Annotated in this window: 11 protein-coding genes; 6 read left to right on the top strand and 5 right to left on the bottom strand. The window is 57.7% G+C overall.

Features of this window, described 5'->3' with window-relative positions; translation table 11 throughout:
• A complete protein-coding gene (ypfJ, locus tag HFP54_RS14675; RefSeq protein ID WP_146414313.1) occupies nt 1-855 on the bottom strand; it encodes a KPN_02809 family neutral zinc metallopeptidase in 855 nt (284 codons plus the stop codon).
• A gap of 228 nt (nt 856-1,083) precedes the next feature.
• Between ypfJ and HFP54_RS14670 the strand changes: the two genes are divergently transcribed.
• Together HFP54_RS14670 and HFP54_RS14665 are read left to right on the top strand one after the other, a co-directional pair.
• The gene (locus HFP54_RS14670; protein ID WP_168565713.1) at nt 1,084-1,974 is read left to right on the top strand and encodes a YdcF family protein; all 891 of its coding nucleotides are present in this window, start codon (nt 1,084-1,086) and stop codon (nt 1,972-1,974) included.
• A gap of 50 nt (nt 1,975-2,024) precedes the next feature.
• Complete coding sequence (locus tag HFP54_RS14665; protein WP_168565712.1) at nt 2,025-2,708, top strand: NAD(P)H-hydrate epimerase; 684 nt, start codon at nt 2,025-2,027, stop codon at nt 2,706-2,708.
• A 39-nt stretch (nt 2,709-2,747) separates the two neighbouring features.
• On the opposite strand, the gene HFP54_RS14660 is transcribed toward HFP54_RS14665, so the two are convergent.
• From HFP54_RS14660 to HFP54_RS14645, 4 genes are all read right to left on the bottom strand, one after another.
• Nucleotides 2,748-4,004 carry a cytochrome-c peroxidase gene (locus tag HFP54_RS14660; protein WP_168565711.1) on the bottom strand — a complete coding sequence of 419 codons (1,257 nt, stop codon included), beginning with the start codon at nt 4,002-4,004 and terminating at the stop codon, nt 2,748-2,750.
• Nucleotides 4,005-4,133: 129 nt separating this feature from the next.
• The gene (gene mutY / locus HFP54_RS14655; protein WP_235951830.1) at nt 4,134-5,186 is read right to left on the bottom strand and encodes an A/G-specific adenine glycosylase; all 1,053 of its coding nucleotides are present in this window, start codon (nt 5,184-5,186) and stop codon (nt 4,134-4,136) included.
• Between the two features lie 173 nt (nt 5,187-5,359).
• Nucleotides 5,360-6,493, bottom strand: coding sequence for a PDZ domain-containing protein (locus HFP54_RS14650; RefSeq protein ID WP_168565710.1), 1,134 nt, complete (start codon nt 6,491-6,493; stop codon nt 5,360-5,362).
• Between the two features lie 403 nt (nt 6,494-6,896).
• Nucleotides 6,897-8,333 (bottom strand): Gfo/Idh/MocA family protein, encoded by a 1,437-nt coding sequence (locus tag HFP54_RS14645; protein WP_146413135.1) that lies wholly within the window; start codon nt 8,331-8,333, stop codon nt 6,897-6,899.
• 409 nt (nt 8,334-8,742) lie between these two features.
• Here HFP54_RS14645 and HFP54_RS14640 point away from each other — a divergent pair, with 409 nt between their 5' ends.
• From HFP54_RS14640 to HFP54_RS14625, 4 genes are all read left to right on the top strand, one after another.
• Nucleotides 8,743-10,092, top strand: coding sequence for a leucine-rich repeat domain-containing protein (locus HFP54_RS14640; RefSeq protein ID WP_168565709.1), 1,350 nt, complete (start codon nt 8,743-8,745; stop codon nt 10,090-10,092).
• A gap of 103 nt (nt 10,093-10,195) precedes the next feature.
• Nucleotides 10,196-11,110, top strand: a complete 915-nt coding sequence (locus HFP54_RS14635) for a DUF58 domain-containing protein (protein WP_168565708.1) — start codon at nt 10,196-10,198, stop codon at nt 11,108-11,110.
• On the top strand, nt 11,107-13,473 hold the full coding sequence (locus HFP54_RS14630) for an N-terminal double-transmembrane domain-containing protein (RefSeq protein WP_168565707.1): 2,367 nt from the start codon (nt 11,107-11,109) through the stop codon (nt 13,471-13,473). Before HFP54_RS14635 ends, HFP54_RS14630 begins: the two co-directional genes overlap by 4 nt.
• Nucleotides 13,470-15,986 (top strand): VWA domain-containing protein, encoded by a 2,517-nt coding sequence (locus tag HFP54_RS14625; RefSeq protein ID WP_168565706.1) that lies wholly within the window; start codon nt 13,470-13,472, stop codon nt 15,984-15,986. The genes HFP54_RS14630 and HFP54_RS14625 overlap by 4 nt, the downstream gene beginning before the upstream one ends.
• The last annotated feature ends 178 nt before the right edge of the window (nt 15,987-16,164 follow it).

Here is a 16,164-nt window from a genome sequence, read left to right as displayed (position 1 = left end):
CTATCGCCCAAGCCCCAACGCCGTGAACGTATCGCCTTGGGACAGGTCGCCCGTTTCCAAACCCAGGTACAGCCATTTCATGCGCTGTTCGCTGGTGCCGTGGTTGAAAGATTCGGGTTGAACGTAACCGCGACTGGCCATTTGCAGGGCATCGTCACCGATGCGGCGAGCGGCGTTCAATCCTTCTTCCACGTCCCCGCGTTCGATCGTGTTCCACTTCTTGTCGGCATGATGCAGCATGACGCCGGCAAAGAAGTCCGCCTGTAATTCCAAAGCGACCGAATAGCGGTTGTACTGGACCTCCGGCAACGTTTGCCGTTTCTTGTCGACCAGGTCGGTGTAGCCAAGAAGTTTCTGCACATGATGCCCCACTTCATGTGCGACGACATAAGCTTGGGCAAAATCACCGGGAGCCCCCAATTGACGCGACAGTTGGTCAAAGAAGGATGTGTCCAGATAAACCTTTTCGTCGGCCGGGCAATAAAACGGGCCGGTTCCGCTGCTGGCCATCCCGCAGCCTGATTGCACGCGGTCCTTGAACAACACCAGCGTCGGCTGTCGATACTCGTATCCGGCTCGTCGGAACAGATCGCCCCAAACTTCTTCGGTGTCTGCAAAAATCGTTTTGACGAATTCGCCGGCTTCCACCTCGGCCTCGGACAGCTGAACTTCACCACCGCCGCCTTGCGGTGCGCCTTGGTTGGCCTGCTGAAGAAACTGTTGCGGGTTGCCGCCCAACAGAGCGATCACCACGGCAATCAGAACCACACCGATGCCGCCGCCCATCACAGCCGGTCCAGACATCGAGCGTCGGTCTTCCACATTTGTACTTTGACGACGACCACGCCACCGCATTGACTTGTCTCCCAACTGTGCTGTGCACTCGGCTATAAACTGCACGCCGACGCCCCATCGACGCCGACTTGTCCGACGGTGCTGCCAACAATCCGGCACACGATCCTGTGCAACTTCGGTGCCCAATTGTGCGTCGTCGGTGCAACGTTTTCCATAGGGGCTACGCGTCGATCCCTGAATGTGACCGCCCAGGTCTGGCAATCGCAGGATGCAAATTGAACCCAACCAATGTTTAAGAAATCTGAATCAACATCACCCGGCTTGATCGGCCCCATTATTTCGTCGGCACTGACGCTGGGCGTCATCGCCGGATGCCTGATCGCGCTGGCGTTTTGGGCCGACGGATACTCCGCGGCTCTGCGAACATTCACTTCAATGATCATGCCGGTCGGATTGGCTTGGACGATCGGCGGATTCCTGACGCTATGGTCAATCCGCCGTGGACGCTTTGGTGGCATGCTGTTGTTTGGTTTGTTCTTCGCCCTGGTCGGATTGCTGGGCAACAGCCGAATCAGCGACCGTTTGATGCGTAGTGTCGAATGGCCGATCGAAGATGCCGCCGACGGGCAATTGGAATCGACCGCCGCACCACCCTTTCGCACCATCATCGTTCTTGGCGGCAGCGTCTCCACCGGCCCCGACGGCCGATTCGAACTTGGCCCCGACGGCGAACGAATCTTCACCGCGGCCCAGTTTTGGCATCAAGGTCGCACCGAATCTATCATCTGTACCGGCAGCTCGGTGACGACCGAAGCCCCATCGACCACCGGTAGAATCTTGCTGGAATCCGCCGGCGTTCCGGCCGACAAGATCTTTGAATCTCCGGGAATGAATACGGTCGAAGAAATGCAAAACTTGAAAGCGTTCTTTGACCAACCGCCCGAGACCTTTCCGCAAGCCGGCGACGGACGAATCGGACTGATCACTAGCGCGTTTCATTTGAACCGTGCGATGCGTTTAGCTCGGGCCCAGGGATTCAAGTTCACTCCGTTGCCGGTCGCCTATCGCCAGGGCGAACTGGACAACTATGAAATTTATGACTGGGTCCCAACGGTTCAAAACCTAAAGGATTCGACGACTGCATTGCGTGAGTGGCTGGCCTATTTTGCGGGGCGTTAAAATCGACCTTGGATGCTCCGCCGGACCTTTTTGCCCAGGACAAGTCTGTCATGCCACAAACGATCACCTTCGAACAATCGCGTCGCGTGGACCAAGTCGCCATGGAACATTACGCGATGAATGGACTTGTGCTGATGGAAAACGCGGGATCAGCGGCCGCCCGGCGTATTGCACAGTTGCACCCCGGTGCCAGCGTGCTGGTTCTGTGTGGCAAAGGCAATAACGGCGGTGACGGCTATGTGATTGCCAGGCACCTGCAATTGCTCGGGTGCGATGTCCATTTGCTGGCCACTGCGACACCGGATGAGTTATCGGGGGATGCCGCCGTCAACGCGCGGATCGCCGCACGATCGGAAATGCCGATCACATTCGTCAAGTCCGTGCACGATCCAGACATCGAAGCCGCCATGGATGCGGCCGACGTGATCGTCGATTGCTTGTTGGGGACCGGGGTCAGCGGACCGCTGCGATCACCGTTTCGGGAAATCGTCTCACTGGCCAATGCCGCCGGCGCCGTTCGCATCGCGATGGATGTTCCCACCGGTTGGCCCGCCGTCCAAGCAGAAACGTCCGATGATGCAATTGCTTTCGTCGCGGACAGAACACTGACATTCGTTGCCGTCAAAGCAGGGATGAACGAAAACGACGCCGATCGTTGGACCGGCGTCGTCGAAGTCATCGGTATCGGTGTGCCGAAAAAGCTGTTGGACGATCTGGAGATACCAACAGCCTAGACATTCCCGCGGCCCAATCGCCGCATCATCGCTTCGCGTTTACTCGGGCAAACGTGCATGATGCACATCAGGAAATTCCGACGTCAGTCCCTCTTTCATGAACGCGACCAAGTCGGCCTTCTCCTGCTCGGTCAGGTTCAATGGTTTCATCTTGTCGCTCAGCCAAGGATTGGGGTGCCCGCCCTTGTTGTACCACTCAACGACTTCTTCCAAGGTCGCTTGGCTTCCATCGTGCATGTAGGGTGGTGAAAGCGCGACGTTCCGCATGGTCGGCGTTTTGAATGCGCCACGATCCTTCTCCTCTTTGGTGACCTCGTATCGTCCCAAATCGGGTTCGTCTGCATCCATCCCAACGCCAAGGTTGTGGAACTGTTCATCACTAAAGTTCGCACCGGCGTGGCACGCGGTACAGTTGGCTTTGCCGAACGTCAGCTCCATTCCTCGCCACGCTGATTCGCTCATCGGATGTTCCGCGGCGGCTTTTTTCAAAGCATTGTATTCCGCTTCCAACTCAGGTTCTTCGTCCAAGTATTCCAGGTCGTCCGCGTATGCCTTTTCGAACGACTTGACCGCTTGGGCGTAGTCGTAGGGTGCCGGCGCCGTCACGATCGCTCGCTCGAACGTCGCAATCGCTTTCCCAACGTTGTCGATCGTCAAACCATCATCAAAGATCTTTTCAAACTGGACACGATAGCCTTCGATCTCCGAAAGCGTCTGGACACAAAAGTCGTGGGTGTTGCCCATTTCGATCGGATTGGCAATCGGTCCGACCGCTTGGTCTTCCAGCGACCCGGCGCGTCCGTCCCAAAACTGCAGCGTGCTAACGATCCGGTTGTAAGAAACCGGCGAATTCCGATTCCCTTCCTGGTCATCCACGCCAATGCCGAACTGTGTGTTGGCCCCGTAGCCCTGATCCGGCGCGTGACATGACGCACAAGAGATCGTTGAATCCGATGACAAACGCGGGTCGAAATAAAGCTGGCGTCCCAATTCGATTTTCGCCCGCGTCATCGGGTTGTCTTCGGGGATGTGGATGTTCGCCTTGGCTTTGTCCAATCCCTTGGGCAACGTGACCTGCAATTCCTCGTGCACCGACGGATTGCTAAGCCACTGTTTGATTTCGCCAACGCTGACAGAACCTTCACCGGGGATGCCGGCGGTCAGTTCGGGATCGCCCAGCGTCACGCTTTCCGCAGCAGCGGTCGACGCAACCGAACCGCACGCGACCAGAGCGCAGGCCAACTTGAAATGATGGGATAGCCGAAAAACATCGGACCAAGAACTAGAACGAATCATGTGGGTCGTCTTTTTGTCGAACCAGGAGATAGGCGGGGAAATGTGATCTTGATTGGAGAGCCCCTGAAACCGGCCTCTATTCTACTGATCCGCAAAGACACTGCAAAAACCAACATGCCCGACGCCGGGTCACCCTTCGGCGTCCAGCATCTTTGCGATCTTGCGACCGGTCACGCTCAGCGGTTTTTGGCCCATTTCACCAACCGACAACCATGTCCAAGGCGATGGAGGCTGGGGCAGGGTTGCGTCATTCGGACAAACACGATGAACCGATAGACGGATCCGATACTTCGTCACCGCATGACGAATCGCCGCCAATTCGGGGCCCAAAGCCAGGGAGCACCCTAGTTGGTCGGCCAACCAACGGGTCGCCGCTTCGCCGTTATCAATGGATGAATCCACTGGTCGGGGAAAATCCCACAAGCCTGCCCAACGTCCGCCTCTGGGAATCGGTCGCATCAGATAGCGTCCCGCCCCGTCGGACAAGATTAGCGCAAATTCCGTCTTGTCTTCGTACTGGATCTTTTTCACCTTGCCGGGAATCTGCGATTGCATGCCCAGCCGCTTCGCCGCGCACAACGAACCCACAGGGCAGACGTTGCAATCAGGGTCTTTCGGCTTACAAACCAACGCCCCCAATTCCATGGCGGCTTGGTTGAAAGCGCCGCTGTCACGGCCCGGCGGACGATCCGATGGCGGCAACATCGCCTGGGCTATCTGCCACAGCGTCTTTTGATTGGGCGTTTCGCTGGGCGATCCTTCCAGTGCAACCCAGCGGCTGAAAACCCGTTGCGTGTTGCCCTCCAAAATCGGATGTCGTTGGCCGCAAGCGATCGACAAAATCGCCCCGGCCGTATAACGCCCGATACCTGGCAACGCCAAGACTTCATCAAACGTTTCGGGGAAAACGCCGTCATGTTCGGCGACGATCTTTTTGGCCGCCGCATGCAGACCACGCGCCCGGCGATAGTACCCCAGGCCTTCCCACTGTCGCATCAATTCGGCTTCGTCCGCCTCGGCCAAGTCCGCGATCGTGGGATACGAACGCAAGAATCGCTCGAAATATGGCAAGACCGTCGCGACCTGAGTCTGCTGGCACATGATCTCGCTGACCCAAACGTGATAGGGTTTGGGGTCGCGCCGCCAGGGCAATGATCGTGCGTTGTCCGCGAACCAATCCAACAATCGTTTTCGGCATCGGCTGCGCCAGGCAGTATCATTCCACTGGGGATCCAGCGGGGGCGCCGCATTGGCCGAACGTTTTTTTCCTTTGGATGTTCGACGCGTGCCTACATTCGATCCGTTTTTAACGGCGCGACTATCGGGTCGCGATTTACTGGCTGACGAATGATCCGTCACTGAACGTCCTGTCGTCCCAAGACGGCCTTCAAGACAATTTCATTGGCATCATCGCCGGGTCCACGCCGAACTTTGATTTCAATTTCTTCGCGAATGTCGGCTTTCGCAATTTCATCTTTCAGGTCAAAGAAATCTTTGATCGGCTTGCCATTCAATTCGATGATCACGTCGCCGGCGATCAAACCGGCTTTTTCAGCGGCCCCGCCACTGATGACACTTTGGATCCGGCATTCCGTCGCCGTCATGTCGGATTGAACCCCAAGGAAAGCGCCTTTGGTGATCTCCATCAACACGCCGGGAAAGGTGTCGCGGATGGTTTCGGCACCTTCGCTGTCCAAGTTCGTGCCAAACATACGCAACGATTCGACCAGCGGCAGCCGGACGATCGTATCGGTCGGTTGTTGGTCGAACTGGACGTAGTTGAAAATCAGGACACGGATCTGTTGCAGATTGGTCAGGCTTTCCAGACCACGTCGTGACAGGTCACCGTTGTTCAATTGAACATTCGTCAGCGCGGGCATGCGAGACACATGAATCAAGACGTCATCGCGACAGGCTTTGTCGTTCAAGACGACCGTATCGATGTCGCGGATCCACCGCAGCCACCGCAGCACATCGACATCGCCGTTCCAGGCGTCGTCGATCCGGATCAATGCCATCATGCGAGGTGACGTCGGTACGAACGTCGATTGCCCGATGAACACGCCCGCTTCGTTCAGCGCCTCGTACGCTTGATCCGATCGCATCGAAACGATGTTCGAAAGCGCATCACGGGCGACGACACCACGCGAGCCGACCGAATCCGCAGCGATCCGAGTCAGTTCTTCCACCGCGCCGCCTTCGTCTTCGATGCTCTGACGAACGGCCAAACGTTGCAAAATGCGAATCGCGCGGGTGATGACTTCAAAGTCACCGGACTTCGTCGCTTCGGCCAAGGCGCCGATCGCTTGGTTGCCCGCTTTTTCCAAAATCACACTGGATCGCTGACGTCGCGAATAAGAATCGCTGGCCAGTTGTTCGATCCAGTATTCAATCGATCGGCCGTCCAATTCATCGTCTTGCCGCTGGGACGATTGCGGCGCGTCCGCCGGCGGCTGCGAATGCGCGCTCGATGAAGCGACAGCAATCATCAAGCAGCACCATCCACCGGTGACGAGCATGGCCGTAAGGCGTCGGACCGAAAAAACGATCGCGCACATCGTCGTCAGAAACTTCGGCAAAAGGCGATTCAATAGCACGGTGGACTGATCAAGCGTTGTCGGTGTGCGGCGGCTTCGATTAGGAATTTTCGACAAGGCGTCATCCATGGCATGTCGTCGGGGCATGTCGTCAGTCACGGCGGGTGGGCCGATCCGCGGCGGGGCAATGACCGTTTTGAACCATTCCAATCCGGTGCCGAAACGTTCCACCCGGCCGACGGCGATCGCGGCCGGCCCGTCGTTGGAAGTGTACGAAAAAAGGCGACCACGGACTGCCGTGATCGCCCAAGTTTTTCTAATTCCGAGGGTTTCCCCGTCGGTGTCGCCACCCGAATCAGCCGGCCGTTGCGGCGGGTTCTTCGATTTCCCAGCCTTCGCGGTACTCGCGACCGACGAATTCGTTGACTTCCGGGACGTTGGTGCTGACCAGATTTTCAGCATCCCATTCAATTCGTTTGCCTTCGCCGGCACGCAGCGCAAGGTTGCCGACCAGAATGGTTTCGGTCAAACGTCCTGCATAGCCGAAGTTCGACATTGTGCCCGGGGCGTATTCGCCCTTGCACGTTTGAACGAATTCCCACTTGTGACGTTCGTCGGTGCCCGACTTGTACGGGATCCGCGGCAACTTTTGTTCGGGCAACTTGTAGTCGGCATAGTCATCCGACGGCAGCAACGAGTACTTCGCACCGTAGTCGTTTTCGCTGAACACGATGCCCTTGCTGCCGACCACGACGGCGCCGCTGGTGCCACGTTGGCCAGGGTTTTGCTTTTGCCGTTCGACCTTTTGCAGGAATCGCGACGGCAGTTGCTGCAAAATTTCATCGGGCGGCAGGTTTCCGCCGTCGTACCAAACGAACTTGCAGGCCGGCAGGCCTTCACGCTCGGGGAACTCAAACGCGATCTGCGAATTGGCGGGGTACTGTTCGCCGTTGACGATCCCCGGGTTCTGAACCGCGGTCACGGCGACCGGATCCCACAACTTCAGTGCCATCACTGGCATGTTGGTCGTGTGACAGGCCATGTCGCCCAAGGCACCGGTTCCGAAATCAACGAAACCACGCCACTTGAACGAGTGATAGGCACCTTCGACAAACGGTCGCATCGGAGCCGGTCCGATCCAAGCGTCCCAATTCAAAGAATCCGGCACCGGATCTTCGCCGGCGGGCCGCCCGGCACCCTGTGGCCAGATCGGTCGGTTGGACCAAATGTGAACTTCGGTCACGTCGCCGATGCCACCGCTTTGGATGACTTCGACCGCTTCACGCAAACCGTCTTCGCTGGTGCCCTGGTTGCCCATTTGCGTCACGACGCCGGTTTCAGCGGCCGTTTCTCGCATCAAACGGGCTTCACGGATCGACCACGTCATCGGCTTTTGGCAATAAACATGCTTGCCCATCCGCATTGCACGGACACAGGCGGCCGCGTGGGTGTGGTCGGGCGTGCTGCACGTGACGATGTCGACCTTGTCACCCAGCTGGTCCAGCATTTCGCGGAAATCATCGAACTTCGCGGCATCGGGGAATTCACGTGCCTTCTTGTCCAAGGTCTTTCGATCGACGTCGCACAAGCCGACGATGTTGACGCCTTGCTCGGCGATGTGGCTGGTGTCGCTGCTGCCCTTACCGCCGACTCCGATACAAGCGGCGGACAATCCGGTCAGGGCGCTGTCTTGTCCGCGGCTGACCGCCGCCGCGCTGGTCCAGTATCCGACACCAGCGGTCAATGCCGCCGATTGGGCCAAAAATTTACGTCGATTGCTTGGTCGCGTCATGAAGTTTCTCCGACGGCGGAACAGATTGGAAAAATGGATCCGAACGAACGAAATCGCGAGCCCCAGAAAAAGGCGGGAACGCAAGTTCCGGGAATCCGAAATCGCGTCGCAGTGAAGCGGAATCCGGCACCATCGGCCGGCTCTGGGGTTGCAGTCTGCCCTTGCAGAATACCAAGGCCGCAACAAGCAAACAATCGTCACCCCCGTGCGACCGATCGCAGCGTGTGTCGCCGGACAAGGCGATCCGTTCATTGTCAGCTTGCGCGGCGATGTTTACGCTGGCATATGGAGCGACGCCGCACGCCGTCAAACGCCAGCGTCGCTTTCCCGCCTGCCTTGCCACTGACGTCGTTTTCGGCGTTCTGACGACGTCCCGCCCCCCACAATTCCCGAATCCGTTCACGATCCGATGAAACGTTTCCTATCGCCTCTTTCGTCCGCCGCATTGGCTGGCTGTATCAGTCTGTCGCTCGCCGTCACGCTGACCGGTTGCAAGCCCGCTTCGGTGGCCCCCGAATCGAAATCGACCGAGTCGGAAAGTGCCGCAGACGCCTCGCCGGCCGCTCCACCGCTTCAACAGGACGACGAAGCCGTCGCTGCTTTGGAAGCCAACGAGAATATTGAGTTAAAGAAAGACGAATCCGGCAACGTCGTTGAAATTTCCGTCAACGGGGGCGAAGGCGTCGCCGATGCGATGGCGAATTTTGCGGGCCTGCCCTTCGTCACCAAGGCAAATTTCAGCGGTCCGGAAATGACCGATGATGGCATGCAGCACCTGCCGGAATTGGCTCAGCTGCAACGATTGGATTTTGCAGGATCGGCCATCACCAACGCGACCCTGGAACACGTCGGAAAGGTCGACGGTCTGATCGCGTTGTCGCTTCGCCGCACCGGCGTGACCGACGAAGGCTTGGCCGCCTTGGAAGAACTGAGCAAGCTGCGTGCGATTGACCTGCGAAACAGCAACATCACCGATGCCGGCATGGACAGCTTGGCCAAGATCACCACGCTGGCCGATGTGCAACTGGAATACAGCAAAGTGACCGATGCGGGCGTTGAAAAACTGGCGGATCTTCCCCTGAAATCTTTCAACGGGAACTACCAAACCACGCTGTCGGACAAGACGCTGAAGGTCTTGGGCAACATCGAAACACTGGAATCGATCCAATTGGACCAGACCGAAATCAGCGACGAAGGCATGCAGGCGATCAAGGACCTGCCCCGACTGAAACGTCTGCGGATTCGTGGCACCGACATCACCGGTGAAGGCTTGAAAGCGATCGAAGGCAAGTCGACGCTAGAGCGGTTCGAGCTTCGTGAATCATCGCTGGACGATGACGGCTTGGCGATCATCTGCGGCTTGCCCAACGTCAAGCACTTGGACATTTCCGAATGTCGGTTGGTCAGCACCGAGGGACTGAAGCAGATCGGAAAACTGAAATCGCTGACTTACCTGGGACTGTGGGAAACCGACACCGACGATGAAGTCATCGCCAGCTTTGGCGATCTGACTAATTTGGAAGACGAATTGAATCTGATGTCCACCGACATCAGCGGTGAAGCGGTCGACACGCTGGTGAAGATGACCAAGCTGAAAAAGTTGAACGTCAACGGGACCCGCCTGGGCGACGAAGAGATTCTGAAGCTTGCCGCGTTGCCGAATCTGCAGGTACTGTCCGTCGCCAACACGGACGTCAGCTATGATGCACTGGATGAAATGGAAGAAAAGTATCCGGATTTGACGGTCTTGGATTACTAAGATTTTCCCCCGCAGAAGCCTAACAGGTCACCGGGTCCCCCAATCGACCGCCACGTCCACGGTCGCGTTGCCGTAGGTCGCCGCGACCGGACGGACCCGGTCGATGACCGACGTTGGAACCAATCGCTTGTCGCTACGCCAGTGGATCGCTGCGAAAGACTTTGATCGCGTCGCCAGACTGCAGGTCTTTGCCCGCGAAGTCGTCGAAGGTTTTTGTAGCGGGCGACATCGCAGTCCGCAGAAGGGCTACAGCGTTGACTTCAAAGAACACCGGCAATACGTCCGCGGTGACGAATTGCGGGACATCGATTGGAAGGTCTACGGCAAAAGCGACAAGCTGTTCGTTCGACAGTACGAAGAAGAAACCAACCTGCGGTGCCATTTGGTCGTCGATACCAGCGGTTCGATGGCCTATGGCGGTGACCACAGCAAAGCAGACTTTGCCACCCGGCTGGCCGCATGCCTGACGTACATGATGCTGGGCCAGCAAGACGCCGTGGGATTGATCACATTCGATGATCGGCCACGCAGTGTCGTTCAGGCATCAGGTCGCCCGTCGCACTTGACTCAAGTTTTGTCGGCACTGGTTGCCCACACGCCCCAGAACGAAACCGACCTGGGAACCGCATTACGGTTGGCGGCAGGCCAGATTCGGCGGCGTGCACTGGTCGTGATCCTGTCCGACGGCATGGGCGATGTCCAGTCAATGAAGACCGCGCTGGCAATGTTTCGCAATCACGGTCACGACGTGATCTTCTTCCAGATTCTGCATCCCGATGAATCGGAATTTCCGTTTCAAGGTCGAATCCGATTTCGCGATTTGGAACATGACACAACCGAACGGACCGTGGATTCAAGCACGATTCGTCAAGCCTATCTGGATCGCTTTGCCCAACACCAAGACGACTTGAAATCCATTTGCCGGACTCACCGCGTCGACTTGGTGACTTTGTCGTCGGCCGTTGACCCGGTCGAAGGCTTGCATCGTTATGTCACCCTGCGAAGGGCCACGCGATGACGTTCATCAACGCACTACTGGCCTGGGGCGCATTGGCCTTCACCATCCCATTGGCGATTCATTTGTTCTTTCGCCATCGATTTCGCACAATCGACTGGGGAGCCATGTGGCTGTTGGACAGCGTGATCCAGCGCAACCGTCGCCGTTTGCGTTGGACGAATTGGCTGCTGCTACTGCTTCGCTGCTTGATTCCCGTCTTATTGGCCGCCGCAATGTCTCGGCCGCTGTTGCATTCTTTCCGCGTCGCCCCGGGCCAATTGGCACAAACGTTGGTGCTGATCATCGACGACAGCCAAAGCATGAATGCCGTGGATGACGAGGGCGTTTCGCGATTTCAGAAAGCTCGGAACCAAGCCTTCGAACTCGTTTCCGATCTGACACGCAACGACGAAGTCATTCTGTTGCAAAGTGGCGAACTGACCGCTGCGCCGTCGATCATCGCCCCGATCGCCGCTGCTGACCAGCTTCGACAAATGGCCCCCGGCACCGGACCGTACACTCTGGGCGACGCTCTTGACGCTGCCGTGTCTGCGCTGCGATTCGCATCGAACCCGCATCATCGAATCGTTATCATTTCCGACTTTCAGGATGGCGTTGTTCCACCAGACATCGCACCGCAACTGGAATCGATCGCCCGCCGAATCGACGATTCTGCTGTGACGCCAAACATCAGCTTGCTATCGGTGGCCGATCGGGATGAAGACCCCGGAAACGTTTCGATCGACGCCATTCGATTGGAATCGCCCATCGCGATTGCGGGTCATCGAACCACGGCCGCAGCCACCGTTCGCAACGCTTCCGATTTGCCCGTCAGCGGCGCCGACCTGCGATGGCGCATCGACGGAAAAGTGGTCGCATCGGGTTCAATCAATGTCCCTGCAAGAGCCGAAACGACGGTTCGTTTGAATTTTACCCCGGACCAGGTGGGGCGACGTCTGGTGACCGCGACGATCGATTTAAAAGACGCGTTGGTCAACGACAATCGACGAGAGTTTGCGCTCGACGTGACGCGGTCGATTCGCGTCGCCATGGTGGACGGCAGCCCGAGTGGCGAAGCCCTCACGCGGATGTCCGATTTTCTGTTCCTGGCACTTCAGCCAGGCATCGCATCGGACGACGCGTCATCCGACCCAAGCAATCGTTTCGAAGTATCTCGCTGGACGCCCGGCCAATTGGTTCGATCGTCGCCCGCGTCGCGTCCCGATGTAATCATCCTGGTCAACGTGGCGATTGACGATCCGGCACGACAGGTCATTGCGCAACATTTGGCCGATGGCGGATCGCTGGTCATCTTTGACGGCCCGCGGACCGCACCGGATCAATACAACCGTCCGCTGCTGGAGAACCAAGACGGAATCATAAGTTTGCCGGCATCTTTGGGACCACGCATCGAATCCAACGCCGATGCACCACGTCAGATTGCCGAAACCGACCAAACGTTTTCGGCCTGGGCCGGTATCGCCGGCGACCAGGACCGTGTTTGGAAAGACATCGAAGTCGCAAGCTATCGATCGTTGACAATACGGCCCGCCGGCCCTGCCGCACGGACGCTGATTCGTTTGGACGACGACACCGTCATCGCGACCATCGGCAAAGCGATCGTGGACCGGTCCGACGTCGATGAAGACGCATCGTCGGGCTCCGGCTTTGACGGGCGGATCATCCAGTTCGCTCTGGCTCCACACCCGAGCGACTGGAACCTGCCACTACGGCCCTGGTTTGTTCCTCTGATGCAACAGCTTGTTTTGGAACTGGCCGGGCAAAACAACACGGCCAATTTGTTGACCGGCCAACCTCTGATCGTTCCGTTGCCGAATTGGCCCGATGCTGCCGACATTGATACCGAAGACGACGATGGCACGCCCAGAACGTTTCGCTTGGTCGCCCCCAATGGTGAAAGGCTCGCGGAAAAGACGATCGATGCCGGACAATCGACGTCGGTTTCCCAAATTCTTCTGCGTGCTCCGACTCGCACCGCCGGTCGCTACGAGCTGACCGTTTCCAACGTGACGGGCGGGGATCGAACCGCTACGGCCGATGGTGCCACAAACACATCGCCGGATCGTGTGATCCAATGGCATCTGGCGCAGCTTCCAGCTGATGAATCCAACCTACGCCCGGTTTTGCCCGAGCGTTTGGAATCCGCGGTCCAACCGTTCGATGGTCGTGTCTTTACTTCCATCGCAGCACTACAGGACGACGAACGCTTACAGACCGAAGGTCGCGAAGTATGGCGGCCGATCTGCATCGCGTTACTGTTGTGTCTTGTTTTGGAAATCGCACTGCTGGGACGCTTGAATTCGGGCATTTCGACGGCACACCCTGTTGCCCCCAAGACCAACGTCGGGGGCATAGTGTCATGATGGCGTGGATCACCAACGTTCCCGATGGCGGGTGTCTTTTCCAAACATCGTTTTTGGGGCAATTGCGTTGGGGCACCCAGTGGCCGCCCTGGCAAGTCGTCGGACTTGCCATGCTGTCGGCGATCACCGTGTTTTGGCTGTATGCCAGGCAATTGCCCGACGTCACACGCTGGGCACGTTGGGTTCTGCCGTCGCTACGGGCGTTAGCGGTCATCGCGACGGTCATCATGTTGGGGCAACCCACCTTGCGGCAACGCAAAACCATCGGCACGCCAGGCCGCGTTCATTTTGCCGTCGACGTTTCGTCCAGCATGTTGGTGACCGATGACAGGAATGATGGCACGTCGCGGTTGCGGCGTGCCGCCGGCTTGATCGGCGGTGATGCGGGTCAGCAAGGCTGGATCGACCGTCTGCGATCGACTCACCAAGTCGGTGTTTCAGCATTTCATGACGCCGAAGTCGTCCCCATCGGATCCACCGGATTGGGATCCGACCCCGCCGATGCCGATGCCGGTCAGACCATGGCAATACGATTAAGCCAATTCGATGGTGGCGGCACGTCCCTGAACATGCCACTTTCACGTTTTTTATCGGACCATCAAATTCGCACGCGTGCCGACGACCTGTCGGCTGAAACATCGACGACGTCCGACGATGAATCGGACCGTGCTCGCCAAGCAATCGTGCTGATGACCGATGGCAGATCCACGGACACGTCCGCTGCGATTGAAACGGCCCAGCGATTGTCGTCGGCCGGTATCGAGGTGTTTGTGTTGGGTATGGGGTCTGCTGACCAGCGTCCCGATTTCGGCGTTACCCGAGTATCCGCACCGGAATCCGTCGCCGCCGATGGCGTTCTTAATGGCAGCGTCGACGTCGTGTCGCGCGGCGGGAAAAACGCACCGATCACCGTTTCGATCACTTCGGCCGACGACATTGTTTGGAGCCAGCAAATTGTCCCCCGCCGCGACGGTGTGACGTCCGTTCCGTTCCAAATCAATGTACCGGAGCTAGCGGATCAGTGGTCCACGACTAGCGGCAAGAAGCAATCCGCGGTCATGCAGTTGTCTGCTGCCGTGCAGTCCGATGCGGAAAACCGGCTGACGGAAAACGATGTCTATTCTTTCCGTGTCATCGCCAACCGCAACGACCGTCGTTTGTTGGTGATGGACGGGTCCAGTCGCTGGGAAATCCGTTATCTGCGAAACCTTTTCCAGCGTGACCCAAACTGGCACGTCGACACGCGTTTGTTCGGTCCTGGAACCGACACGCCCGATGTTGCCCGAGACGATTCGGAAGATGCGATCCCAGCCACGGCCGAAGCATACGCGGAATACGATGCCATTGTCCTTGGCGAAATCCCACCGGAACAATGGACCGATTCCGACGCGGAACGTTTGCGACAATACGTTTCCCGAGGTGGCGGGCTGATTGTTTTGGACGGTCGACTGGATCGCGTGATGACGTTGGTCGACCAAAACCTTAGCGATATCTTGCCCGTCAAACCCGCATATCGTCCGCCACCACGATTCGGTGCCACGCCGGATCCTGATCAACAGTCGCCCCAAATCGATGGCCCGGAATCGATTCGCCCAGAACAAGTCGCCATCGATTTACCCCTGTTTCAACTGGCCGATGACGCGGACTTGTCGCAACGGCTGTGGCCACAACTGCCGCCGCCACAGTCGGCCCGAGCCGTGTCGACGGCAATGGACGCCGAGGTTTGGGCGACCATCACGGATTCCAAGGGCAAAAGCTGGCCGTGGATGGTGACGCGGTTGTTCGGCAGCGGACGTGTCATTTATCTGGCTTCGGATGAAACATGGCGATGGCGTTACAAGGTTGCCGACCAGATTCATTCACAGTTTTGGAATCGCTTGCTGGCAACGGTGATGCCCGCATCGTACTTGTCCGACGACGGTTATGCGTCGATCGGTACCGACCGCATTGACTATGGCCCCGAGGACGACATCACGATCGCGGCTCGATTGCGAAACGCCGACGGCCAACCCGTCGCCGACAGCACCGTCGACGCACTGCTGTACCAAGACGATCAACTGGTCACCGTTATACCGATGTCGATCGACAATCCCGACCGTGGAACCTTTTTAGCAACCGCCAGCGGATTGAATCCGGGACGATACGACATCCGTTTGCGTGCCAGCGGTTTCCAGGAAGACGTGTTGACCGCCACTTCGCCGATCTGGGTGTCCGACCGGCTGTCCGATGAATGGGCCGATGTGTCGTTGAACGAAGACGGTCTAAGTCGTTTGGCCGGTTCGCAGCCACCACAAAGCCGGCCATCATCCCAGGGACAATCAACAGCGGAAAATCGCGACGGCTATTTTCACGAAAGCGAAGCGAACCGCTTGCTTGAAGCCTTGCGACCTTTGTCGTCCGGCCAGGTCATCCAGAATGACCACGCCCTATGGCAATCTTGGCCATGGTTTGTTCTGGTCATGTCGCTGTTGACCACCGAATGGCTGATCCGAAAACGCGTGGGCTTGGTGTAAGACAGCACATCCGCGACGAACAAAAGATTCAGAGCGACCACATGAAGCACACCATGTTCGACAACAACCGTGTTGTTTACGCTATAACCAACTTGTGCGACCCCAAAACATTTTCGAATCTAGGGACAGTCGCTACCTTGGCAGATGATTAGACGCGACAGTGCATGTCACCACGTGA

Origin of the sequence: Crateriforma spongiae (genome assembly GCF_012290005.1) — a bacterium.
Lineage (GTDB): Bacteria > Planctomycetota > Planctomycetia > Pirellulales > Pirellulaceae > Crateriforma > Crateriforma spongiae.
This window is presented reverse-complemented; position numbering and strand designations above follow the sequence as displayed.